Origin of the sequence: Aquimarina rhodophyticola (assembly GCF_042434915.1) — a bacterium.
In the GTDB taxonomy this organism is placed as follows: domain Bacteria; phylum Bacteroidota; class Bacteroidia; order Flavobacteriales; family Flavobacteriaceae; genus Aquimarina.
In genome coordinates, this window is record NZ_CP170198.1 from 2,309,732 (window position 1) to 2,335,635 (window position 25,904).

14 protein-coding genes and 1 tRNA gene are annotated in these 25,904 nt (G+C 36.0%); 4 read left to right on the forward strand and 11 right to left on the reverse strand.

From position 1 onward, the window contains the following. Window positions 1-158: 158 nt before the first annotated feature. The 5 genes from ACE939_RS10035 to kynU all read right to left on the reverse strand — a co-directional run bounded on the left by ACE939_RS10035 (window position 159) and on the right by kynU (window position 7,501). Window positions 159-698 (reverse strand): cupin domain-containing protein, encoded by a 540-nt coding sequence (locus tag ACE939_RS10035; protein WP_378185414.1) that lies wholly within the window; start codon window positions 696-698, stop codon window positions 159-161. 107 nt (window positions 699-805) lie between these two features. Then, window positions 806-1,210 carry a GNAT family N-acetyltransferase gene (locus ACE939_RS10040; protein ID WP_378185416.1) on the reverse strand — a complete coding sequence of 135 codons (405 nt, stop codon included), beginning with the start codon at window positions 1,208-1,210 and terminating at the stop codon, window positions 806-808. Between the two features lie 125 nt (window positions 1,211-1,335). Continuing rightward, entirely contained in the window at window positions 1,336-2,640 is a 1,305-nt protein-coding gene (locus ACE939_RS10045) for a Fic family protein (protein WP_378185418.1), read from the reverse strand. A gap of 278 nt (window positions 2,641-2,918) precedes the next feature. Beyond that, window positions 2,919-5,654, reverse strand: a complete 2,736-nt coding sequence (locus ACE939_RS10050; protein WP_378185420.1) for an AAA family ATPase — start codon at window positions 5,652-5,654, stop codon at window positions 2,919-2,921. A 566-nt stretch (window positions 5,655-6,220) separates the two neighbouring features. Further along, the gene (gene kynU / locus ACE939_RS10055) at window positions 6,221-7,501 is read right to left on the reverse strand and encodes a kynureninase (protein ID WP_378185421.1); all 1,281 of its coding nucleotides are present in this window, start codon (window positions 7,499-7,501) and stop codon (window positions 6,221-6,223) included. A 98-nt stretch (window positions 7,502-7,599) separates the two neighbouring features. On the opposite strand from kynU, the gene ACE939_RS10060 reads away from it, so the two are divergent. After that, window positions 7,600-8,241: an O-methyltransferase gene (locus tag ACE939_RS10060; protein WP_378185423.1), complete on the forward strand. Its 642-nt coding sequence runs from the start codon at window positions 7,600-7,602 to the stop codon at window positions 8,239-8,241. 66 nt (window positions 8,242-8,307) lie between these two features. Here the strand turns inward: ACE939_RS10060 and ACE939_RS10065 are convergent, their stop codons facing one another. The 5 genes from ACE939_RS10065 to ACE939_RS10085 form a co-directional block, all read right to left on the reverse strand. Further along, window positions 8,308-9,804 (reverse strand): S8 family serine peptidase, encoded by a 1,497-nt coding sequence (locus ACE939_RS10065; RefSeq protein WP_378185426.1) that lies wholly within the window; start codon window positions 9,802-9,804, stop codon window positions 8,308-8,310. Between the two features lie 305 nt (window positions 9,805-10,109). Beyond that, a complete protein-coding gene (locus ACE939_RS10070; RefSeq protein WP_378185428.1) occupies window positions 10,110-10,403 on the reverse strand; it encodes a twin-arginine translocase TatA/TatE family subunit in 294 nt (97 codons plus the stop codon). A gap of 87 nt (window positions 10,404-10,490) precedes the next feature. Then, on the reverse strand, window positions 10,491-12,803 hold the full coding sequence (locus ACE939_RS10075; protein WP_378185430.1) for a M1 family metallopeptidase: 2,313 nt from the start codon (window positions 12,801-12,803) through the stop codon (window positions 10,491-10,493). Between the two features lie 61 nt (window positions 12,804-12,864). Beyond that, on the reverse strand, window positions 12,865-13,365 hold the full coding sequence (locus ACE939_RS10080) for a DUF6702 family protein (protein ID WP_378185432.1): 501 nt from the start codon (window positions 13,363-13,365) through the stop codon (window positions 12,865-12,867). Window positions 13,366-13,664: 299 nt separating this feature from the next. Continuing rightward, complete coding sequence (locus ACE939_RS10085) at window positions 13,665-14,468, reverse strand: carboxypeptidase-like regulatory domain-containing protein (RefSeq protein WP_378185434.1); 804 nt, start codon at window positions 14,466-14,468, stop codon at window positions 13,665-13,667. Between the two features lie 91 nt (window positions 14,469-14,559). Between ACE939_RS10085 and pepE the strand changes: the two genes are divergently transcribed. Both pepE and ACE939_RS10095 read left to right on the forward strand, forming a co-directional pair. Beyond that, on the forward strand, window positions 14,560-15,267 hold the full coding sequence (gene pepE, locus ACE939_RS10090; protein ID WP_378185436.1) for a dipeptidase PepE: 708 nt from the start codon (window positions 14,560-14,562) through the stop codon (window positions 15,265-15,267). A 5-nt stretch (window positions 15,268-15,272) separates the two neighbouring features. Then, entirely contained in the window at window positions 15,273-16,187 is a 915-nt protein-coding gene (locus tag ACE939_RS10095; RefSeq protein WP_378185438.1) for a glutaminase, read from the forward strand. 112 nt (window positions 16,188-16,299) lie between these two features. Here ACE939_RS10095 and ACE939_RS10100 read toward each other — a convergent pair. Continuing rightward, window positions 16,300-16,372, reverse strand: a tRNA-Gly gene (locus ACE939_RS10100). Between the two features lie 283 nt (window positions 16,373-16,655). On the opposite strand from ACE939_RS10100, the gene ACE939_RS10105 reads away from it, so the two are divergent. Further along, window positions 16,656-25,871 (forward strand): beta strand repeat-containing protein, encoded by a 9,216-nt coding sequence (locus tag ACE939_RS10105; RefSeq protein ID WP_378185440.1) that lies wholly within the window; start codon window positions 16,656-16,658, stop codon window positions 25,869-25,871. Window positions 25,872-25,904 lie beyond the last annotated feature (33 nt).

Genomic DNA, 25,904 nt, shown 5'->3' on the forward strand with positions numbered 1-25,904 from the left:
AGCATTCTAAACATTACATGATACATTAACTATGGTTTTTGAAGTATTGGGAAAGCGCAAAGTAGCAATGCGTAGCATTTTATTGTAGTCTCTTGGTTAGCTCTTAAATATATTTAGCACCGCTGTAGTGACACGCTATTTTTTGCATGTATGCTAAGCTAAGAACAGTATCGCAGGAGCAGTTTCTTTTTCAGCCCAAAGGCTTCGCCAATTAGCGCAAGCGTTGTAATACCTAAGCGTTGCATACTTCTTGGAACATTGGGAATGTAAGCATCCATCATATGCAACCCGATGGCCATATAGAAGATATTGCTCGGCAAACCGTTGTCGTAGACCTTACCATCTTTAGCTAAGCCATAAAATGTTTGCAATGCTTTTCTTATTTCCAGCGGCGGAGTAATGGTTACTTCAAAAATGACCGCTGTGTTTGATGTATTTTCAAATCGATGCACATCAAACGGATTAATAACTACCTCATCGTTTGGCTTTACTATACTTTTGGTTTTGTTTACGGTAACCGTTAATTCACCATTCATAATTTTGAATCGCTCGTTTATCTTAGTGTGGTAATGTAGTCCCGACTGACCTCCCCCGGCCTGTAGATAGGTTCTAAATACCAATTTTTCATCAGATTCATAGAGAATCTCTATTTCATCTTTTATAATAGGGTTCGAAAATCTCTTGTTAGTGCTTGACATTAAAAATTACGTATTCCTACCGTTACTAATTAAAACTTCTGAAATTTTTGTATGTGCTAAGTACAATATGCAGTAGTTAAAAAGGCACATCAAACTGTATTACACAACTATTTTTCCATAATTACAAATTGAATACCTCCTTTTTCATAACGCTTATCTATCTCATTAAGACCAAATTTGCGATAATACCCGGCTTTATCCACACGTGCGTTGCACCATACCTTACGCACACCTTCTTTTTCTATTAAATCAATTATGAAGCGCAATAATTGAGAGCCATACCCCTTTCCTTGAAACACATCTAAGGTAGCAAACTTCCTAAACTGAACCTCCTTTTTCTCTTCGAACAGAGAGATGATAGAAATCAACTTTTTGTCAATAAACAAACCAAAATGCCTTCCTTCGTTGTCATTGGGTACTTTTACATACTCCAAAGGCTTATCTGGCCACATCACCTTATGACGAATGGGTAAAGTCTCGTGCGATGTAATTTCTTTGATGATATGGTTCATAGTTTTTAATGAGGATTATTTATTGTCGATAAAGTTTTCATGCTACATGTCGTTATATCATAAAATCAGGGTAACCTTTAATATAGTAAGATTGATATCTACGTAAAGTATTTTGAATCAATGTTTTATTGCTTTAAATAATTATTTATTTTTTCTATACCTACTAATTCATAAACCATGGTTTTTCCTTCTTTACTTTTTATAACAATTCCTTTTTGCTCTAAATCTATTAAATCTCTACTCGCGGTCTGTCTAACAATTTTGTGTCTTTCAGAATACATTGGTACGGTCATTTTTGTGTGCGGTTTAATAAATAAATAACCAAGCAAATCAGCTTGTCGTCTGTTAAATCCTTTTTGAATTAATTGAAAAGTTATTTTAGATGCTTTTTGACGCTCTTCTCTCTTTTTATCTCGGTAGCTTACTAAACTTTGAAAAGCCACCCTCAAACTTTTCATAGAATACATTATAAAATATGTCAAATCATTGTCGTCGTTCTCCGTTTTTAAAAATGCTTTGTCATAACTGGTTCGTGAATTAAGAATCGCTCTTGAAATGGAAATATGCCTTAGTAAAGAATATCCTTTTTTCATTAGATACCAGTAAAAAAGAGCTCTTGCTGTTCGTCCATTTCCATCGCCAAAAGGATGAATGTATCCCACCATGAAGTGAAGTATAGAGGCCTTTATAATAGGATGATAAAACTCATCTTCTTTATTTATAAAGTTTCTAAGTTGCTCTATCATTTCATTTACCTCAGAATGATCAGGTGCGGTAAAAGCAATTTCTCCGTCAATATGGTCTTTGACATATATTGGATGGTTTCTAAAGGTTCCTGCATAAACTGAAGCATCAGTCTTAACAGTCATTAGTTGATGAATGTCTAATATTAATTCTATGGATAAATCCTCATCCAATCTGTCTACTATTTCTTTAATAGCTCTAAAATTATTAATAATCATCTGTTCAGATTCCGTTCTTGGATTTCTTCCAGATTTTATCATATTCCTTGCAACATCAGTAGTGGTAGCTGCTCCTTCAATCTGTGAAGAGGCAATAGCTTCTTCTATCAGAGAATTTTTAAAGTATTCCTGTTGTTCTTGAGGTGTAATTGAATTTTTATGTAGACCTCCTATGAGTTTTAAATCAAAATTGTGTAAATCTTCTTGAATGAATGATGTTAGATTATAGAAAAATCTATGATTTCCAAAATTCAATCGTTTAGCCCTGATTGATCTATGTATTTTAATCATTTCCCAGACCTTCTTGGGACTGTCGAAAGGTAAGTTCGGACGATGTTTTATTTCGGACCAATAAAAATATCTTTTGTCCGTTTCTTGAAAAAAAGAATTCATTCCATTCTGATTAGTACATTCAATATATTTATTGAAGTCTAAACTTTTAATAAAGGGAGGCTTTTCGATTTTCATGTTACAACGTGTTACAAATGACTATAAATGTAACACATTGTAACAGGTAATTCAAATTTATTAAGAAACTACCCAACAGTATATTTATTTTTGAGTATATATTAGGTGAAAGTAGCTGCTTGTAATTCGCTTTCTTTAATACCTCTGACTTAAAGTTTTTACACCTACAAAAACACTTAGCAATTCCCATACAAACTAATATCGACCCGGTTTAGTCAACAAGGCCTTTATGCTCGGTTGTACCGACCGCATGAATGCTTAGTTATTGTGCATTCGTTTTATATTAATATTTCCTCAATTCGATTTGTCATTGAAGGATTGTTAAAGCTTCTCATGTTGTTTATTCCTCTGACCATTTTGTTAAATTCATTAATGTATCCTCTAACATCTAATGCTGTTCGTACTTCTGGAGAAGCTTCATGTATTCCACTTTCTCCAGATATTTTATTATGAACATCCATTAATAAATCATAATCAGCTTCGCTTATTTCCCTTATGTCTCTCCATTCTTTTATTAAATCATTATTCTTATACACTTTTCGTTTTATATCTCCTAAGACGAAACGTTCGAAGAAATTATTGATAGTCGTTCTTATATGCTTATCAGCCTCCCTAATATCCCCAGCGAGTAAATTTGACCTCAATATTTCTATCCTCTTATCCCAATCAAGAGAAAGGAACATTACTTCTTCATTTATTGAACCTGGTTGAAGTATATGTTCAATTTGATAGTAGGAACAACACTTATGAGTCAAATCAGATTGTGAATTGAATCCAATACATTGTTGTTGTTCGGATTCATTTTTGCAGATTTCACATTTACCCTTGTGTAACGGAGAGCCACCTAGTGATTTTTGTATTAACCTGTGGTAAAATTCGAAATTGTGAGTAAATACAATTACTTGATAAGATTTACTTAAATCGATTATTTTGTCAACCAATTTATAAATATTTACTTGGTCCAAACTTGTGATAGGGTCATCAAATACTAAGATTTCATTATCATCGAAATCTAATTCCGTTAGCCAATCACAAAGAGAAAAAACTTTAGCTTCTCCTTCGCTGAGAATTGATGATATTTCAAATTTACGTCCGTTTGAGTCTATTTTTCCGTCTATTTTACTTAACCCGCTCGGATTAGAAAATGAACGAACAATTTTTTCTCTTTTTGCCAATTCAAAATAATCTAGGTTTTCATTAAATTTAGAAACGTAATTATTCCTAATTAAATCTCCTTCGACTCGGCCTTTGTCTCTTGAAACTTTAGATTTAATTCCTTGGAATCTTGAATATGATTGGTTGTATTTCTGGTAGTTCTCTACGGTTTCAATAAGTGCTTTTACCAAATCTCTTTGAGCTATACAAAACTCAATGTCTTCAATTTTATTTAAGTCATTTTGAGCTTCCTTTCTAATTTTTTCAATCTCTATTGATTGCTTTTTTAGAGAGTTTATTTGAGATGAGATTATTTCCTTTTCAGATTTCACAATTTGACATAACAATTCGTTTGCAACCCATGAATCATATACTGATGAAGGTTCTTTTGTTAATCCTGAAACTTCTTGTTTTAGCCTTAAAAGTTCTTTGTTAGAATTAACTGTCGTTTGGAGACTATTTAAATCAACAATAGATTTGGTTTGAATGTCCCAAACTTGATTGAAATCACTGAATTCAATAGTTTTTGTTTGTTCTAGTGTAGATTTTTCAATTCTATTTACATACTCCTCAATAGTTTTGGATAACCTTTGAATTTCTGTGCTTACTTCATTGTCAATTAGTTCATGAAGATTCTTTATCAAAGATTTATTTTCTTCTTCTAATGTTTGATTACAGTAAAAGCATTTGTCCACATCCGAAGGGTAGTTTGCAATACCAAAAGTCAATGCAGTTTCCGCAATCTTTTTTAGAAGTGATACATAATCATCTTGATGCAGTTTTGGATCAAATAACAACTGATACTTTTCAAATTGAGAATAATCAACGCTTTCCTTTAATGATGAAAGTTTATTAATGTTGTTTGTAATTTGCTCCAATTGAGCATATATATTAGTATTTTCAAGTGTGAATGAAATTACTTTGTCAAGGGTTTGAATCTTAGATTCTAAGGTCGCAGTTTTATCTAATAATTCTTGTATTGATAAATTGGATTTCTGAATATAATTTGGTTTTTGCTCAATATCTTCAGAAGAGAGTTCAACCGTATGTAACTCTTTGCATTTCTCTAAGATTAATTTTTTGTCAGCTTTATTATTAGTTAAAAAAGCTTTGATAGAGTTTTCTTTAGATAGTTTCAGTCCACTAATGATAATGTTGAGCTTTCCTTCAAAGTCTGAATCTAACTCAGAAAGCTGTGAGCTAACCTTGGACTCAACTTGCTCTATAGCATTTCGAAACTTCTCGTAGTATTCCAACTTATATCTATCAATGCTCCAGCCAGTATCTCTTTTTGAAAGTGAAGAGCTTAGAATTTCTCCATCACAAAATTTAACAAGTGAACTATTCCTAGAACCAGCAGTCCAATTGATAATTTCTGCGTTATCAGAAAAATTATTAGTACTTCCTTTCTTCTGCCATTTTAAATGAGAGTCCTTATCTCGAAATTCGATTTTAGCATTCGGTGCATTATCATTCGCATTATAAATGTTGCCTACAATAGCTTGATTGCTATGAAAAGCATCCTTTAAAATCTTATAATAGCTACTCTTACCACTACCGTTTTTACCGTAAATAATCGTAAGGTTTGGACTAAATTCAATTTTTTCATTGTCATATAAGCCTCCAATATTTTCATTTTCTCGCAGTTGGAACAGGCTTTTGTTTGAATGACTTATATCTTCAGAAGACACATTAATTTCTACATCATCAATAACCTCATTTGAATGAATATCTTGAAATGCTGAATCAATATCATTTTGTGTTATAGTTGCATTTAAGCACAATTGATTCTTTAATTGACTTATCCATTTTACTCCATTAAAATTTAATTTGGATAATTCCTCAATAGCATTACTCATTTATGATTGTTTTTTTCGTTTTACCTAATGATGCACAACAATGTTATATAGTCACCTTTGGTAACTATATTTCTCTTTTACAAGCACTACCTTAAAGATTCTAAGTGGGGTTGGTAATGGGTTTTAAGATCACTAAGCTACATAAAATTTATAACTTCTTCCTACAATATCACTTCTTCCCACCCTATCTTACAACTTTGATCAACAACATAAATTGTTATACCTCAACACGATATTTCCGTATGTAAAGACAACATTTCTTTACATAAAGACAATATTTCTGCATTTAAAAATGACATTTCGGCACCTCAAGATAATATTTCTGTACCCTAAGACGACATTGCGGCAGGTCAAGATGATATTTCCGTACCCAAAGACGACATTGCGGCAGGTAAAGATGCTATTTCCGTACTTAAAGATGACATTTCGGCACCTCAAGATGATATTTCCGTACCCGAAGGCAATATCGCTGAACCTTACCATACTATTACTGTACCCAGAGATGATATATTCACCCCATTTTAGCACCTATCTAGGATTGCAAAACCCTTACCTTTTGATAGTACTTACGAAGTTGCTTCAATTCCTTTTTTAAGCAGTTGTCCAAAATTGTACATATCGACAAACGAACAGTAAAAAGGTGCTGGAGCTAATCGAATCACATTGGGTTCTCGCCAATCGGTCACCACTCCGTTGTCCATCAAATAGGTAAACAAGGATTTACCCGAACCGTGTAAGAATACCGATAACTGTGTCCCACGTTGGGTAGGATCAGATGGTGTAATAATCTCAAACGACCCCGCTACTTGTGCATCAATATCTTTTAGTATAAATTCTAAGTACTGCACGATCAAGTCTCTTTTGGTAAATAACGGCTCTACCCCTACTTCTTCAAACAGCTGTAGCGAGGCCAAATATGGAGCTAATGCCAAGATGGGTGCATTACTTACCTGCCATGCATCTGCGTTGGGCATGGGTTCAAATTCTGGTTTCATCAAAAAACGATCTTCCTTTTTTGTTCCCCACCAGCCCTCAAACCGCGGAATCTCTTTAGAATTATGAAAACGCTCATGAATGTAACATCCCGAAGCATTACCCGGTCCGCTATTCATATATTTGTAACTGCACCAAGCAGCAAAATCTGCATCCCAATCATGCAATTTTAATTCAATATTACCAGCAGCATGCGCCAAATCCCAACCTACAAAAGCACCGATCTCATGCCCTGCCTTGGTAATAGTTTCCATATCAAACACCTGCCCCGTATAGTAGTTTACTCCGCCAATAAAAACCAAGGCACATGCATCTCCTACCTCTTTGATCGTTTGTAAAATATCTTCGGTTCTAAAATTGTGTTCGCCCTCTCGCTTCTTGATTTCGACAATAGCATCCTTGGGATCATAACCATGAAAACGCACTTGACTTTGCAATAAATATTGATCACTGGGAAATGCTTTTTCTTCACAGATAATTTTATACCGCTTTGCAGTAGGTCGGTAAAAAGAAACCATCAATAAATGTAAGTTAATCGTCAAGGTATTCATCACCGTGATTTCTGAAGGTTTTGCACCTACGATTTTGGATAAGGGTTCGGCAAGACGCTCGTGGTAATCCCACCATGGTTTATCAGCATAAAAATGACCCTCGACTGCCATCTCACTCCAATCAGTCATAATTTCATTTACATACTCTTGCGCATTTTTTGGTTGTAACCCCAGTGAATTACCCGTAAAATATATAACATCATTTCCATTATGTTTCGGAAATAAAAAACGATCTCTATACGAGCGCAACGGATCATTTTTATCTAACTGCTCGGCAAACTCTAGCGTATTCTTAAACTGCATGCTTGTTTTTCAGTAAAAATATGCAATTCTTCATAAATCCAAAGCCAAAAGCCTCTTAAGTATTGCGTTTATAATTAATTTTGAAAAAAAATAAACACATGCATTTTATACCCGAAGCACTCGATGATTATGTAGTACAACACTCTGAGAAAGAACCTGAGTTACTCAAGCAATTAACGCGAGAAACCTATCAAAAAATCTTACAACCTCGTATGCTTAGTGGTCATTATCAAGGACGGGTATTAAGTATGCTATCCAAGATCATTAGCCCTATCAATGTATTGGAAATCGGAACCTATACTGGCTATTCTGCATTATGTCTAGCAGAAGGTATGAAGCCTGACGGACAGCTGCATACGATCGACACCAATGAAGAATTGGTTGATTTTCAGCGAAAGTATTTTGATTTATCTCCTTACGGAAAACAGATTACGCAACATACTGGAGATGCAACAAAGATAATTCCGCAGCTCACCGAAACATTTGATTTGGTTTTTATAGATGCCGATAAGCCGAACTATCCCACGTATTTTGAATTGATTATTGACAAACTGAATCCTGGGGGCATTATACTGTCTGACAATGTCCTCTGGAGCGGAAAAGTACTGGAAAAACTTGCAAAAGATGACTTCTCGACTGAAGCATTACTACGTTATAACAGCTTACTGGCAATGGATGAACGGGTAGAGACCGTGATTTTACCGATTCGCGACGGTTTGACAATAAGCCGAAAATTATAGTTACATAAAAAGAGAGGCTGCGCCTCTCTTTTTGTTGATTATTCTCAATTTTAATTTTTATTTCACTTACTGTACTGCTTTTAATACATCGATATTACCATACCCAAAATCACCATTGCGATTAGGATAAAATTCGCCAGCTCTTTTTAATTTATCCAGTACCTGTGCTCTTGTCATGGCAGGGTTTGTGGCCCATACCAAAGCTGCAGCACCAGCTGTCATCGCTGTAGCTACAGATGATCCACCAACATAACTACGACTACCATTATTAAAACCAATAACAGGTACATTTTTACGAGAACCACCCGATCGCTCCATCACCATAGTAAAATCAATCTTATTACCATCATGACAAATATCGCATAATTTATACCCATTATCCTTAATACCCGTTACGGCAACAGTTTCACTCATACTTGCAGGAAAGATAACACCGTACCAATTGGTAAAAGTTGTAGACGTCCCGCCTGCCGCAATAATCATTTTACCTTTACTATACGCATATTTCACCGCATCTTTTACATTACCAATTGACCATGGGTATCCTACAGACATCGAGATAATTTTGACTGTGCTTCTATTACCCAAAGCGGTTAGTGCATTACTTACCCCTTTTCTCTCATGATAATCATTGAGAATTACATCTTCGGTACCCCGGTAGGCTACTAGGTTACAATTATATGCGACTCCAACAGGCATAAAATTATCGTTACGTGGTGATGCAATAGCAGATGCCATCGATGTACCATGACCACACTTATCATTGGGACCATCGGTATCATTTACCCAAAACCAAGGAGAATCAATAAATGTCCCTATACGCTCTACTGTTCGTCCATTTGAGACTCCATCATTAAAACTGCTTCCTAAGAGGGGTTGATTTGCAGAAATGCCTGTATCTATTAACCCCACTGTAATACCTGCACCTGTACTGTAGTTCCATGCCTGAGAAATTTTGTGTATATCATAGTTCCAAGGCAACCAGGAATTTGGAGTAATGACACGGTAATCTGCACTATTAATAGTCTCTCCTCCTTGTGCACACCCAGAACCCGAACGTTCCAGTTTTGGAGTTTCTTGTAAATATGAGCTATAGCCAATAGGCTCCAAGTATCTAATATCATTGGCTCGCTGCAAAGCCACAATGGTTTCTAATTGCGTTACTTTAACATCTACTACATTAAGAATTGCATCTTCATTTACTACTGTAGATGAACGATTTACTGCCTCTTGTTTACCAACGATCGCGTAGATGTTTTCTTTAACCGAGTTTAGGCGTGGGGAGCGTTGTTCGGAAAAACTCTCTCCTTTATCACCGTAACCTACACTCAAAATTTCATCTCCGTGTACTACAGCACTCCAGAGTACAACTGCAGGGGCTTTTGTCCAATTTACATCACCCGATCTTTTTAATTCACCCTCGATATAGCGATTTACTTCTTTGATTGATAAAAGCTTTTGTGTTTCTAATTGCTCTGTTTCAACTTGATCCAGTATTTCTTTGTCGTTGGAGCAAGAAAAGCCTAGCATTAATCCAATAATGGCCAATGTAATTTTTTTCATTTCTTTAGTGTTTGAGTTTGTGAATAACAACAGAACATTAATTAAATATTTATCATATTAAATGAGTATTCCGTAAATTTTAAACTAAAGTATTAAATTATTATCATTTTTAATAACCATAAATTGCATTATACATAATATGCGTTTGTTTTATTATGCTTGCATAGTAGCTGTAGCCCACTGACACTAAGGCCAGCTAGGTATTTTTTAAAAAATATAGAAAAGTAAACTTTAACACATAGATGCATCAAAACAAGGCGTCATCGTGATACGCTATCTAGGGTGTAGTGAGATTTATTAAGGAGTTAGAATTTTCTCTTAATCGGACCCGTAATTTCTTCGATATCTTTTTTAACCGAATCTATTTCTTTCTTAAAGTTAGAGGTAACAGCGTCTGCCGCATCTTTATCAAGGCCTGTATCTTGTGCACTTCTGGTTATCTCGGATTTGATATCGTTAGTAGCATCTTTGATTGTACGCATACCTTTTCCTAAACCTCTAGCTATTTCAGGAATTTTATCTGCTCCAAAAACCATCACCAACACAAAAGCTATAAAAGCAATTTCTGTTGCACTGATAAATAAAAAAGGTGTCATCATAGGATGCAAAGATACTAACAATTATGGGCAAGAAAAAAGCCAACTATAAAAAGTTGGCTTTAGTTCATATAATTTATTGTGACAGCTCTATTCGCCCTTCATCTTATCTTTAAACTGCTCAAATTTATTCATTTGTTTATCTTGTGGCCATGCATTGTTTGACACATCGATATCTGCAGTTTCCATATTTGGATCTACTACAACTTGCTCAAGCTCTTTGTCTGTAGCTAAGGTTCGCTGAATTTCGTCATCATTTTTTCTCCATATTTGCGCTGGATACGTTATCGTTTCTGAGGTACCATCCTTATACGTATATTTTACGATTAGTGGCATCACTAAACCTCCTGGTTTTTCAAAGGTAATTTCATAAAAATACTTAGGTGTTTTCATTGCTTTGCGTTGTTCTGGAGTAAAGTTATCCATCAAATACGCTTTTAAACTTTCAGAGTTATCTATCATAGTTCCTTTCTTCAACTCTTCTGTAAACTCTTCGGTTCCTTCCTCGACCATATAGACTCTCGGTCCAAGATCACTTTCTGAGATTCCGTTCTCTTTTATAAAAGCTTTAGCTTTATTATTCATCGCATTGCTAACATAAAATTTCTTAACCGATTTAACACCAATATCGGTATAATCAGTTGTATAAAACCAACCTCTCCAAAACCAATCCAAATCAACGGCCGAAGCATCTTCCATAGTTCTAAAGAAATCTTCTGGCGTTGGATGTTTAAACATCCAACGGTTTGAATATACTCTAAATGAATAGTCAAATAACTCGCGACCCATAATGGTTTCTCTAAGGATATTAAGTCCGGTTGCTGGCTTAGAGTAAGCATTAGGTCCAAATTGATGGATATTATTTGATTGAGTCATAATGGGTGATAAAAATGTTTGATCACCACTCATGTAAGGCACTATTTTGTCTGCAGGACCTCTACGTGATGGATACTTTTTAAGTGGCGCAATAGCATCTGGATACCACTCTCCAAAATCCTGTTCTGCCACATACTGTACAAAAGTGTTTAAGCCTTCGTCCATCCAAGTCCATTGACGCTCATCACTATTCACAATCATAGGAAAGAAATTATGTCCTACTTCATGAATAATTACACTCATCATACCATATTTTACACGATCATTATAGGTTCCATCTGGATTAGGACGTCCATAATTCCAGCAAATCATTGGATACTCCATCCCCTGATTTTTAGCGTGTACAGAAATAGCCTTATGGTAAGGATAATCAAAAGTCATGCGGCTGTATGATTTTAATGTACTTGCTACGGCTTTTGTAGACCAATCTTCCCATAAAGGGTTTCCTTCTTTTGGATACATTGACACTGCCATAACATCTTTGTTCCCAATTTTGACAGCCATCATGTCCCAAATAAATTTTCTAGAAGTAGCAAATCCAAAATCTCTAACATTTTCAGCTTTGAGCTTCCAGGTTTTCTTTTCTTTTGAAAACCCAGCTGCTGCCTTATCTGCTTCTTTTTGTGTTACGACTATTACAGGAGTATCATATGATTTTTTAGCTTTTTCAAAGCGACTCATCATGTCTTTTGTAAAAACTTCACTACGATTTGTCAATTTGCCCGTCCCATCCAGAATATGATCTGCTGGCACAGTAATGTTCACCTCAAAATTTCCAAAAGGTAAGGCAAACTCTCCGCGACCCCAGAATTGAGAATTCTGCCATCCTTCTACATCATTGTATACTGCCATTCTAGGATAAAATTGAGCAATAACATAGGCTCTATTTCCATCTTCAAACTCCTCATATCCAGAACGACCACGTCCATTTACGTGATCATTTATATTGTACCACCACTCTATTGAAAAAACAAACTTTGCTCCAGGTTTAAGATGTTTTGGCATCTCAACACGCATCATAGTCTGATTAATTGTATAGGGTAAAGGCTTGCCACTGGCATCCTTAACAGCAACTATATTGAAACCTCCATCAAAAGGCTCTTGCATATGCGTACCAACAAAGCGTTCTGGAGCATCGGCAATACCAAGAGGGTTTTGTTGTATCAATGGAGTTTTTGAGTCCTTTGCACGTACATTTTGGTCCAATTGCACCCATAAAAACTCTAAATTATCAGGAGAATTGTTAGAATACGTGATAGTCTCTTTACCTGATAGCTTCTTATTTGCATCATCAAGCTCTATGTCCATAACATAATCTGCCTGTTGTTGGTAATAAGCAGATCCCGGCGCACCTGATGCTGTTCGATACATATTAGGAGTAGAAAACTCCTCATACATTTGTTTAAATTTGTTTTGATTCGTGTGCCCAGGTTGACGGGATGATTCATTAGACGGTTGTTCCTGTGCCGACATGTTAAGCGTGACGCCAAGAAGTACCATTGACAATGCAATATGTATTCTTTTCATTATAAAGGTATTGATATTATTGATAAAAATGCAAAATAATTATTTTCAAAAAAATTAATATTTAATGGTTAAAGTTTAACATAGCTTTATGGTTTCCGTCTTCCAAAATTAAACTCTTACGAGTATTTTGCTTCTTGACATGAACTATATTTTGCTGTTCGCTAAATTGATCCATTAATAATTGGTTGTCGATTGTAATAGTTTTAAAATCGGTAACATTTACTACTTCTAAATAGCAAATAATTAAATCGTTTTCTATTTCAAAACCTAAAAAATTATACGCAACTAACTCATCGTTTACCTCTATATTTAATTTTTTATTGAAATATTTAGAGATAACTGGCTTGACAACCTTCATATTTTTGGAAGAAATAAGTAAAGAAGAATCATAACGAGCTTGCAATACATTTTCTACATCATCTATAAACAATCTACTTACCACCTGAAGCTGTTGTTTTGATGCCACATATTCAATCTGAGTGACACTTACATAAAACTTATGGGCGCGATCAAACGAGGAACAACATATCAAAACGATAAGGAGGACACTTATTCTTCTCATAGACCACAAATATTAAAAAAGTAATGTCTTTATGCTAGTTAAGTAGACAATTTTTTATTTTGCTACAAAAATCTTTCCATTGTTTGGTAAAATAGGCTTTTCGGAAAGAGAATTATTTTAAAATAAAACACATATCAGTACCATAAGTGTAATTCAAAAAGGTTTGTTGAGAATTTATCAACTAGATCTAGAGTGTAAAGCTGTAGTTGGTGATCCCGAGAAAACCTTGATCTTTTTGAAAAAACAACATGTTGTTTAAAAACTAAGTATTGAAAATAACATCGAACATATAAGACCTTTTATTTTTGAATAGTATACTGCTTACGCTGCTCCTTTAGGAAAGCTATTAAATCCAACTCTTTCCCTTCCACAAAATAAGAATTATCCAGACCGTGTTTTTCTGCAAAATTGATAAATCCTGAAATTTCTTCTAATTCTAAATTGAACTCCCGCTTAAAAAACTGATCATCATATAAGTTTCGTAATCGATCTTGAGTCTCTATTGTTTGATTTTTCTTATCAATTTTCTGATCTTTTACAACCAGTTTAAAAAGATTTACAAAATTAAGACCATTCTTCATACGATTATCCAACACTAATTTATTTTCTGGCGTTGTTAGTTGATCTGGTGTAAAATTATAATTGTATTCGTTAATCCTACCAGAGGTCTCCTTAGCTAGCTTAGCTACATTCCCTTCTTCAATAGGAATTCGCTTTACATCAACACTTACATTACCCGCTAAGTCATAGGGTGATACAATTACTTCGTCTAATTGGTTAACAGCCTCATGTAACACTATTTTTAATTGATTGCGAGCAATGGTACCTTTATCAATGATAACTGTAAACTTTTGATATTGCATGGCAATCACGTCAATTTTATCGTTAATTCCCGCCCTAATTGTAAATTCACCTTTTTCATTTGTAATAGTACCTTTATTTGTGGTTCGATTGTAAATTGTAATCCCCTCACTATTATCACCTATTGGAACACTAATTTGACCAGAAACAAGAGTTCTTACATCAATTTGGGCATTTATCTTATTTATGTTAACTAAAAACGTAAAAACTATAATACTGTACAATACATATAATCTTTTCATAATATTTATCTTGGTTTGGTATACAATTTCTATATTTTTAACTGAATTTAGATATAACGAAACGTTAAACTACCTTTACTAAAAAACTTTAATGAAAAATTGCATCATTGCTAGTACTTCTACGGTTCACGGAAGCACGTACTTAGAATACATTAAAAACGAGTTAATAGCCCTCTACAAAGACGTGAACCACATTCTTTTTATACCCTATGCCAGACCAGGCGGTATATCACAAGATGCTTACACCAAAATAGCCCGCACATGGTTTTCTAAAATTGATATAAAGGTTACCGGTATTCATGAATATGATTCAATAAAAACTGCCTTTGATGAAACTGACGGGATTTTTACTGGTGGTGGTAACACTTTTTTATTAGTAGACCAATTATATCGTAATAAGGTTGTAGATAGTTTACGAAGTAGAATTCTAGAAGGTGTTCCTTATCTGGGTACAAGTGCTGGTAGTAACATTTGCGGATTAACTATGCAAACGACTAATGATATGCCCATTGTTTATCCTCCAAGTTTTAAAACCTTAGGGATTTTACCCTTTAACATTAACCCCCATTATTTGGATCCTGACCTTACTTCAAAACATAAAGGAGAAACTCGAGAAACACGGATTAAAGAGTTCCATGCTATTAATACACCACCCGTAATTGGATTACGAGAAGGTAGCTGGTTGCAGCTTAAGGACAACGAAATACTTCTCAAAGGAAACCTAAGTGCTAGAATTTTTGAAAAAAATAAAGCTCCATATGAAATGAATCCAGAAACCTCTTTATTAACTATTTTTTAAGTACTATGGATTATCAATCAATTTTGAATACTATCGAAGCAGAAATTCAAAAAAGACCTGTAAGTGGTGTTGTAGCATCTTATATTCCCGAATTAGCAAAAGTAGATCCCACAAAGTTAGGTATGAATTTGCATTGTATTAATTCTGGTCATTACGCTTTTGGAGCTAGTGATCAACGCTTTTCTATACAAAGTATTTCAAAAGTCTTTTCTTTATCTATGGCGATGAATATTTTGGGAGATGAACTTTTTGAACGTGTTGATGTAGAACCATCGGGTGATCCTTTTAACTCTTTAGTCCAATTAGAGTATGAGCAAGGTATACCAAGAAATCCATTTATTAATGCCGGAGCCCTTATTGTAGCAGATGTTTTGGTCTCTAAATTAAAAAATCCGAAAGAAGAATTTCTAAATTTTGTAAAAAAAATCTCAGATTCTCCTTCTATAAACGTTAACTATACAGTATATGAGTCGGAGCGTAAAAATAGTTATCGCAACGCCTCTTTATTAAATCTTATGAAATCTTTTGGAAATGTATATAATGATATAGATACTATTTTGGACTTTTATACGTTTCAATGTTCAGTTGAAATGTCGTGTCGTGAACTATCACAAGCCTTTATGATCTATGCAAATGGCGGAAAAAAACTTTCAGATAACACAAAAATTTTGTCGCCAGAACGAGTCAAACGTATCAATGCAATTATGCAAACATGTGGATTTTATGATGAAGCTGGAGAGTTTAGTTTTAGAGTTGGCCTACCAGGAAAAAGTGGAGTTGGTGGCGGCATTACATCAGTACATCCAGGGCAATATACTGTATCGGTTTGGAGTCCACCTTTGAATCCTAAAGGAAATTCTGAGTTAGGAATGTATGCATTAGAACGACTAACCACACTAACTGGCTTTTCTATATTCTAAATAAGAAAACCAGTATCCTAGTTTTTACGTATATAACAATATAAAACCATATATTATGAAAAGTCAAAAAACCACATCAAAAAAAAGCATCTTAATTCTAAGATGCTTTTTGAGCGGGAGACCGGGTTCGAACCGGCGACATTCAGCTTGGAAGGCTGACGCTCTACCAACTGAGCTACTCCCGCAATAAGGAGAGCAAAAGTATAAAAATAACTGAGACTACAAAATTAAATGTATAAATTATAGTTAAAAAGTAATCAAATTACGGTTTAACCATAGCTTTTAGTCTATTAAATTTGTATTTCATCGAAAAAATACGTTATTTCGACCCTACAAAAGTGTCAGTGATCGATTAGTTTAATACTTTCGCATAGAATACTTTTAATTTCGTAATACTAAACCTTAGTTAAGATTAAAGACCTTACGTATATACCTTTATCAATTTGTTCATAAGAAATATCTTACAATATGAATCTTAAAATTACCCTACTTATACTAATCTTTTTGAATTTATCTGCTGTTGTTGCACAGGTAAAAGTTGGAGATAATCCCAATCAAATCGATGCTAATTCTTTATTAGAATTAGAAAGTTCTAATAAAGTACTCGTGCTTTCTCGTGTTACTACGAGCCAAATGAATGCGATTACTCCATTAAATGGTGCGCTAGTTTATAATACTGATCAAAACTGCGTCTATCAATTTACAGGATCTGTATGGGAATCTTTATGTAGTATTATCGAAACCACTACTGTCGTGTTTGATAATAATGACGGAACTTTTTCTTACACCAACGAAGCAGGAGCTACTATAAGTATTAGTAAAGCACTCCTTACAAATAATGGGGATGGGACTTTTACGTTTGATAATGGTAATGGAGCACCTATTAATTTTGTTGGAACAGATAACCAAACAGCTACCGAAGTAGCTTTTGATGATACTAATTCTGGTTTAGGTGAAACGGATGTACAAGGAGCCATTGATGCTTTGGCTGCTGCAAACTCAGATGATCAAAACCTATCGGAAGTATTAACTGAAGGTAACAATGCTGGTGGGGTAGTAATTGATAATATAGGAACTCCAGTAGATGGTAACGATGCAACTACCAAAGATTATGTAGATACTGCTATCGCTGCCTCAGATGCCGCCGATAATGATACAGATAACACTAACGAAGTAAATACTGCTTTTGCTGTTAATGGAACTAACTTAGAGATAACAGATAGCGCAAATACTCTACAAGTACCGCTTGCTGATATTGATAATCAAAATGCAACCGAAGTTAATTTGAATACGCCTATCGATGTAGATGGGGATACAGTAAATGAACTTACAGTTGAAGAAGCTATTGCTGATTTAGCTGCTGCAAGTTCGGATAACCAAACCGCTGCTGAAGTAGCTTTTGATGACACAAATTCTAGTCTGGGTGAAACTGATGTTCAAGGAGCTATTGATGCATTAGCTGCTAGTAATGCCGCTGATAATGATACCGATGACACGAACGAAGTAAATACTGCTTTTGCTGTTAATGGAACCAACCTTGAAATAACAGATAGCGCAAATACTTTACAAGTACCGCTTGCTGATATTGATAATCAAAATGCAACCGAAGTTAATTTGAATACGCCTATCGATGTAGATGGGGATACAGTAAATGAACTTACGGTTGAAGAAGCTATTGCTGATTTAGCTGCTGCAAGCTCGGATAACCAAACCGCTGCTGAAGTAGCTTTTGATGACACAAATTCTAGTCTGGGTGAAACTGATGTTCAAGGAGCTATTGATGCATTAGCTGCTAGTAATGCCGCGGATAATGACACAGATGACACGAACGAAGTCAATACTGCTTTTGCTGTTAATGGAACTAACCTTGAAATAACAGATAGCGCAAATACTCTACAAGTACCGCTTGCTGATATTGATAATCAAACAGCTGCCGAAGTAGCCTTCACTCCTACTGGGAATACAACTAGTACCGATGTACAAGCTGCTATTGAAGAAATTCAAACCGAAGTAGATGGTTTTGCGGCTGTTGCAGGCGAGGATAATACTGCTTCTAATGTTGGGAATGCTGGTGTAGGTACTTTTAAGCAAAAAGATGGAGTAGACTTAGAATTCAAAAATATCAATTCAGCCTCAGGAAAAATCACAGTAACTGATGATATTGCTAACGATGAGATTGACCTAGAAATAAGTGCAAACGCTATTACAACCAATGAACTTGCCGATAACGCAGTGACTACTGCTAAGATTGCTAATGATGCAGTCACAACTGATAAAATTCTTGATGGAACAATTGCTTCGGCAGATATTGCTTCTGGCGGAAACGATAAAATTTTGACCACAAATGCAACTGGTGTAGTCACATGGGAAGATAAAGCCGCTTTAGATACAGATGCAACTAACGAAATTCAAAATATAAACGAAGTACTTGCTGATGGTAACAATGCTGGTGGTTTGGTAATTGATAATATTGGGACTCCAGTAGACGGTAACGATGCAACTACCAAAGATTATGTAGATACTGCTATTGCTGCCTCAGATGCCGCTGATAATGATACAGATGACACGAACGAAGTAAATACTGCTTTTGCTGTTAATGGAACTAACCTAGAGATAACAGATAGTGCAAATACTCTACAAGTACCGCTTGCTGATATCGATAATCAAACAGCTGCCGAAGTAGCTTTTGATGATACTAATTCTGGTTTAGGTGAAACGGATGTACAAGGAGCCATTGATGCTTTGGCTGCTGCAAACTCAGATGATCAAAACCTATCGGAAGTATTAACTGAAGGTAACAATGCTGGTGGAGTAGTAATTGATAATATCGGTACTCCAGTAGACGGTAACGATGCAACTACCAAAGATTATGTAGATACTGCTATTGCTGCCTCAGATGCCGCTGATAATGATACAGATGACACGAACGAAGTAAATACTGCTTTCGCTGTTAATGGAACTAACCTAGAGATAACAGATAGTGCAAATACTCTACAAGTACCGCTTGCTGATATCGATAATCAAACAGCTGCCGAAGTAGCTTTTGATGATACTAATTCTGGTTTAGGTGAAACGGATGTACAAGGAGCTATTGATGCATTAGCTGCTAGTAATGCCGCTGATAATGATACAGATGACACTAACGAAGTAAATACTGCTTTTGCTGTTAATGGAACTAACTTAGAGATAACAGATAGCGCAAATACTCTACAAGTACCGCTTGCTGATATTGATAATCAAAATGCAACCGAAGTTAATTTGAATACGCCTATCGATGTAGATGGGGATACAGTAAATGAACTTACGGTTGAAGAAGCTATTGCTGATTTAGCTGCTGCAAGCTCGGATAACCAAACCGCTGCCGAAGTAGCTTTTGATGATACTAATTCTGGTTTAGGTGAAACGGATGTACAAGGAGCTATTGATGCATTAGCTGCTAGTAATGCCGCTGATAATGATACAGATGACACTAACGAAGTAAATACTGCTTTTGCTGTTAATGGAACTAACTTAGAGATAACAGATAGCGCAAATACTCTACAAGTACCGCTTGCTGATATTGATAATCAAAATGCAACCGAAGTTAATTTGAATACGCCTATCGATGTAGATGGGGATACAGTAAATGAACTTACGGTTGAAGAAGCTATTGCTGATTTAGCTGCTGCAAGCTCGGATAACCAAACCGCTGCTGAAGTAGCTTTTGATGACACAAATTCTAGTCTGGGTGAAACTGATGTTCAAGGAGCTATTGATGCATTAGCTGCTAGTAATGCCGCTGATAATGATACAGATGACACGAACGAAGTCAATACTGCTTTTGCTGTTAATGGAACTAACCTAGAAATAACAGATAGCGCAAATACTCTACAAGTACCGCTTGCTGATATTGATAACCAAACAGCTGCCGAAGTAGCCTTCACTCCTACTGGGAATACAATTAGTACCGATGTACAAGCTGCTATTGAAGAAATTCAAACCGAAGTAGATGGTTTTGCGGCTGTTGCAGGCGAGGATAATACTGCTTCTAATGTTGGGAATGCTGGTGTAGGTACTTTTAAGCAAAAAGATGGAGTAGACTTAGAATTCAAAAATATCAATTCAGCCTCAGGAAAAATCACAGTAACTGATGATATTGCTAACGATGAGATTGACCTAGAAATAAGTGCAAACGCTATTACAACCAATGAACTTGCCGATAACGCAGTGACTACTGCTAAGATTGCTAATGATGCAGTCACAACTGATAAAATTCTTGATGGAACAATTGCTTCGGCAGATATTGCTTCTGGCGGAAACGATAAAATTTTGACCACAAATGCAACTGGTGTAGTCACATGGGAAGATAAAGCCGCTTTAGATACAGATGCAACTAACGAAATTCAAAATATAAACGAAGTACTTGCTGATGGTAACAATGCTGGTGGTTTGGTAATTGATAATATTGGGACTCCAGTAGATGGTAACGATGCAACTACCAAAGATTATGTAGATACTGCTATTGCTGCCTCAGATGCCGCTGATAATGATACAGATGACACGAACGAAGTAAATACTGCTTTCGCTGTTAATGGAACTAACCTAGAGATAACAGATAGTGCAAATACTCTACAAGTACCGCTTGCTGATATCGATAATCAAACAGCTGCCGAAGTAGCTTTTGATGATACTAATTCTGGTTTAGGTGAAACGGATGTACAAGGAGCTATTGATGCATTAGCTGCTAGTAATGCCGCTGATAATGATACAGATGACACTAACGAAGTAAATACTGCTTTTGCTGTTAATGGAACTAACTTAGAGATAACAGATAGCGCAAATACTCTACAAGTACCGCTTGCTGATATTGATAATCAAAATGCAACCGAAGTAGCTTTTGATGATACTAATTCTGGTTTAGGTGAAACGGATGTACAAGGAGCTATTGATGCATTAGCTGCTAGTAATGCCGCTGATAATGATACAGATGACACTAACGAAGTAAATACTGCTTTTGCTGTTAATGGAACTAACTTAGAGATAACAGATAGCGCAAATACTTTACAAGTACCGCTTGCTGATATCGATAATCAAAATGCAACCGAAGTTAGTTTGAATACGCCTATCGATGTAGATGGGGATACAGTAAATGAACTTACGGTTGAAGAAGCTATTGCTGATTTAACTGCTGCAAGCTCGGATAACCAAACCGCTGCTGAAGTAGCTTTCACCCCTACTGGGAATACAACTAGTACCGATGTACAAGCTGCTATTGAAGAAATTCAAACCGAAGTAGATGGTTTTGCGGCTGTTGCAGGCGAGGATAATACTGCTTCTAATGTTGGGAATGCTGGTGTAGGTACTTTTAAGCAAAAAGATGGAGTAGACTTAGAATTCAAAAATATCAATTCAGCCTCAGGAAAAATCACAGTAACTGATGATATTGCTAACGATGAGATTGACCTAGAAATAAGTGCAAACGCTATTACAACCAATGAACTTGCCGATAACGCAGTGACTACTGCTAAGATTGCTAATGATGCAGTCACAACTGATAAAATTCTTGATGGAACAATTGCTTCGGCAGATATTGCTTCTGGCGGAAACGATAAAATTTTGACCACAAATGCAACTGGTGTAGTCACATGGGAAGATAAAGCCGCTTTAGATACAGATGCAACTAACGAAATTCAAAATATAAACGAAGTACTTGCTGATGGTAACAATGCTGGTGGTTTGGTAATTGATAATATTGGGACTCCAGTAGATGGTAACGATGCAACTACCAAAGATTATGTAGATACTGCTATTGCTGCCTCAGATGCCGCTGATAATGATACAGATGACACGAACGAAGTAAATACTGCTTTCGCTGTTAATGGAACTAACCTAGAGATAACAGATAGTGCAAATACTCTACAAGTACCGCTTGCTGATATCGATAATCAAACAGCTGCCGAAGTAGCTTTTGATGATACTAATTCTGGTTTAGGTGAAACGGATGTACAAGGAGCTATTGATGCATTAGCTGCTAGTAATGCCGCTGATAATGATACAGATGACACGAACGAAGTAAATACTGCTTTTGCTGTTAATGGAACTAACTTAGAGATAACAGATAGCGCAAATACTCTACAAGTACCGCTTGCTGATATTGATAATCAAAATGCAACCGAAGTAGCTTTTGATGATACTAATTCTGGTTTAGGTGAAACGGATGTACAAGGAGCTATTGATGCATTAGCTGCTAGTAATGCCGCTGATAATGATACAGATGACACTAACGAAGTAAATACTGCTTTTGCTGTTAATGGAACTAACTTAGAGATAACAGATAGCGCAAATACTCTACAAGTACCGCTTGCTGATATTGATAATCAAAATGCAACCGAAGTTAATTTGAATACGCCTATCGATGTAGATGGGGATACAGTAAATGAACTTACAGTTGAAGAAGCTATTGCTGATTTAGCTGCTGCAAGCTCAGATAACCAAACAGCTGCCGAAGTAGCTTTTGATGACACAAATTCTAGTCTGGGTGAAACTGATGTTCAAGGAGCTATTGATGCATTAGCTGCTAGTAATGCCGCGGATAATGACACAGATGACACGAACGAAGTAAATACTGCTTTCGCTGTTAATGGAACTAACCTAGAAATAACAGATAGCGCAAATACTCTACAAGTACCGCTTGCTGATATTGATAATCAAACAGCTGCCGAAGTAGCCTTCACTCCTACTGGGAATACAACTAGTACCGATGTACAAGCTGCTATTGAAGAAATTCAAACCGAAGTAGATGGTTTTGCGGCTACTTCAGGACAAACGAATACTGCTTCTAATGTAGGGAATGCTGGTATAGGCGTATTTGCTAGAAAAACAGGTGTTGATCTTCAATTTAAAAATATCAATGCAGGTTCAAATAGAATAACTGTTAGTGATGCAGCTACTGATAATATTAATATCGATGTTAATGAAGCTAACATAAGAATAACTGAAAGTCAGATAACAGACTTAGCACATACTGTAGATACAGATGATCAAAACCTATCGGAAGTATTAACTGAAGGTAACAATGCAGGTGGAGTAATAATTGATAATATCGGTACTCCAGTAGATGGTAACGATGCAACTACCAAAGATTATGTAGACACAGCTATTGCTGCCTCAGATGCCGCTGATAACGATACAGATGACACAAACGAAGTAAATACTGCTTTTGCTGTGAATGGAACTAACCTAGAAATAACAGATAGTGCAAATACTCTACAAGTACCACTTGCTGATATCGATAACCAAACAGCTGTCGAAGTAGCTTTTGATGATACTAATTCTGGTTTAGGTGAAACGGATGTACAAGGAGCTATTGATGCATTAGCTGCTAGTAATGCCGCTGATAATGATACAGATGACACGAACGAAGTAAATACTGCTTTTGCTGTTAATGGAACTAACCTAGAAATAACAGATAGTGCAAGCACTTTACAAGTACCGCTTGCTGATATCGATAACCAAACAGCTGTCGAAGTAGCTTTTGATGACACAAATTCTAGTCTGGGTGAAACTGATGTTCAAGGAGCTATTGATGCATTAGCTGCTAGTAATGCCGCTGATAATGATACAGATGACACTAACGAAGTAAATACTGCTTTTGCTGTTAATGGAACTAACTTAGAAATAACAGATAGCGCAAATACTTTACAAGTACCGCTTGCTGATATCGATAATCAAACAGCTGCCGAAGTAGCTTTTGATGACACAAATTCTAGTCTGGGTGAAACTGATGTTCAAGGAGCTATTGATGCATTAGCTGCTAGTAATGCCGCCGATAATGATACAGATGACACGAACGAAGTAAATACTGCTTTTGCTGTTAATGGAACTAACCTAGAAATAACAGATAGTGCAAATACTCTACAAGTACCGCTTGCTGATATCGATAATCAAACAGCTGCCGAAGTAGCTTTTGATGATACTAATTCTGGTTTAGGTGAAACGGATGTACAAGGAGCTATTGATGCCTTGGCTGCTAGTAATGCCGCTGATAATGATACAGATGACACGAACGAAGTAAATACTGCTTTTGCTGTGAATGGAACTAACCTAGAGATAACAGATAGCGCAAATACTCTACAAGTACCGCTTGCTGATATTGATAATCAAAATGCAACCGAAGTTAATTTGAATACGCCTATCGATGTAGATGGGGATAGCGTAAATGAACTTACGGTTGAAGAAGCTATTGCTGATTTAGCTGCTGCAAGCTCGGATAACCAAACCGCTGCTGAAGTAGCTTTTGATGATACTAATTCTGGTTTAGGTGAAACGGATGTACAAGGAGCCATTGATGCTTTGGCTGCTAGTAATGCCGCCGATAATGATACAGATGACACGAACGAAGTAAATACTGCTTTTGCTGTTAATGGAACTAACTTAGAGATAACAGATAGCGCAAATACTCTACAAGTACCGCTTGCTGATATCGATAATCAAACAGCTGCCGAAGTAGCTTTTGATGATACTAATTCTGGTTTAGGTGAAACGGATGTACAAGGAGCTATTGATGCCTTGGCTGCTAGTAATGCCGCTGATAATGATACAGATGCAACTAACGAAGTAAATACTGCTTTTGCTGTTAATGGAACTAACCTAGAAATAACAGATAGTGCAAATACTCTACAAGTACCGCTTGCTGATATCGATAACCAAACAGCTGCCGAAGTAGCTTTTGATGATACTAACTCTGGTTTAGGTGAAACGGATGTACAAGGAGCTATTGATACATTAGCTGCTAGTAATGCCGCCGATAATGATACAGATGACACGAACGAAGTAAATACTGCTTTTGCTGTTAATGGAACTAACTTAGAGATAACAGATAGCGCAAATACTCTACAAGTACCGCTTGCTGATATTGATAATCAAAATGCAACCGAAGTTAATTTGAATACGCCTATCGATGTAGATGGGGATACAGTAAATGAACTTACAGTTGAAGAAGCTATTGCTGATTTAGCTGCTGCAAGCTCGGATAACCAAACCGCTGCTGAAGTAGCTTTTGATGATACTAATTCTGGTTTAGGTGAAACGGATGTACAAGGAGCTATTGATGCCTTGGCTGCTAGTAATGCCGCTGATAATGATACAGATGCAACTAACGAAATTCAAGTATTAAGCAAAACAGGTACAACTATATCGTTATCAAATGGCGGAGGATCAGTAGATGAGACTGTAACAACATTCGCTCAAAATGACTCCAGTACTACTGGTGAAATAACTTACACTAACGAAGCAGGAACGGCTACTACTGCTCAGGTTGTAAGTGCTAATACGGGAAATCAAGTTACCGTAGGTACAGATGGTGGTGCATTTTTTGCCAGTCCCGTAAAAGCTATTGGTAAAGTATTAGGAACGGGAGTAGCAGCCAAAATAAGAAACGCAACGGTTTCAAGAATTAATGAAGGTGACTATCAAATCACCTTTGCAAGTGCTATGCCCGATGCAAACTATATCATTCAACTATCTATTATTGATTGTGGTGGTGATTGTCCCGGTAACTCAACTGCAAACTATGATGATGCCGGAATCACATATTATGATCAACAAACAACTGGATTTAAAGTAAATATTGGTGATAGCGATAATGGAACTACCCAAAAAGATGATATTGATTTAGAATTTATGTTTACTGTACTAGATTTTTAAAAAATTACTATCTTATAACAAAGTTTTTAACCT

Coding starts and splice junctions, on each gene's coding strand:
- ACE939_RS10035 (WP_378185414.1), bottom strand. CDS start 698: ATGTCAAGCACTAACAAGAGATTTTCGAACCCTATTATAAAAGATGAA.
- ACE939_RS10040 (WP_378185416.1), bottom strand. CDS start 1,210: ATGAACCATATCATCAAAGAAATTACATCGCACGAGACTTTACCCATT.
- ACE939_RS10045 (WP_378185418.1), bottom strand. CDS start 2,640: ATGAAAATCGAAAAGCCTCCCTTTATTAAAAGTTTAGACTTCAATAAA.
- ACE939_RS10050 (WP_378185420.1), bottom strand. CDS start 5,654: ATGAGTAATGCTATTGAGGAATTATCCAAATTAAATTTTAATGGAGTA.
- kynU (WP_378185421.1), bottom strand. CDS start 7,501: ATGCAGTTTAAGAATACGCTAGAGTTTGCCGAGCAGTTAGATAAAAAT.
- ACE939_RS10060 (WP_378185423.1), top strand. CDS start 7,600: ATGCATTTTATACCCGAAGCACTCGATGATTATGTAGTACAACACTCT.
- ACE939_RS10065 (WP_378185426.1), bottom strand. CDS start 9,804: ATGAAAAAAATTACATTGGCCATTATTGGATTAATGCTAGGCTTTTCT.
- ACE939_RS10070 (WP_378185428.1), bottom strand. CDS start 10,403: ATGATGACACCTTTTTTATTTATCAGTGCAACAGAAATTGCTTTTATA.
- ACE939_RS10075 (WP_378185430.1), bottom strand. CDS start 12,803: ATGAAAAGAATACATATTGCATTGTCAATGGTACTTCTTGGCGTCACG.
- ACE939_RS10080 (WP_378185432.1), bottom strand. CDS start 13,365: ATGAGAAGAATAAGTGTCCTCCTTATCGTTTTGATATGTTGTTCCTCG.
- ACE939_RS10085 (WP_378185434.1), bottom strand. CDS start 14,468: ATGAAAAGATTATATGTATTGTACAGTATTATAGTTTTTACGTTTTTA.
- pepE (WP_378185436.1), top strand. CDS start 14,560: ATGAAAAATTGCATCATTGCTAGTACTTCTACGGTTCACGGAAGCACG.
- ACE939_RS10095 (WP_378185438.1), top strand. CDS start 15,273: ATGGATTATCAATCAATTTTGAATACTATCGAAGCAGAAATTCAAAAA.
- ACE939_RS10105 (WP_378185440.1), top strand. CDS start 16,656: ATGAATCTTAAAATTACCCTACTTATACTAATCTTTTTGAATTTATCT.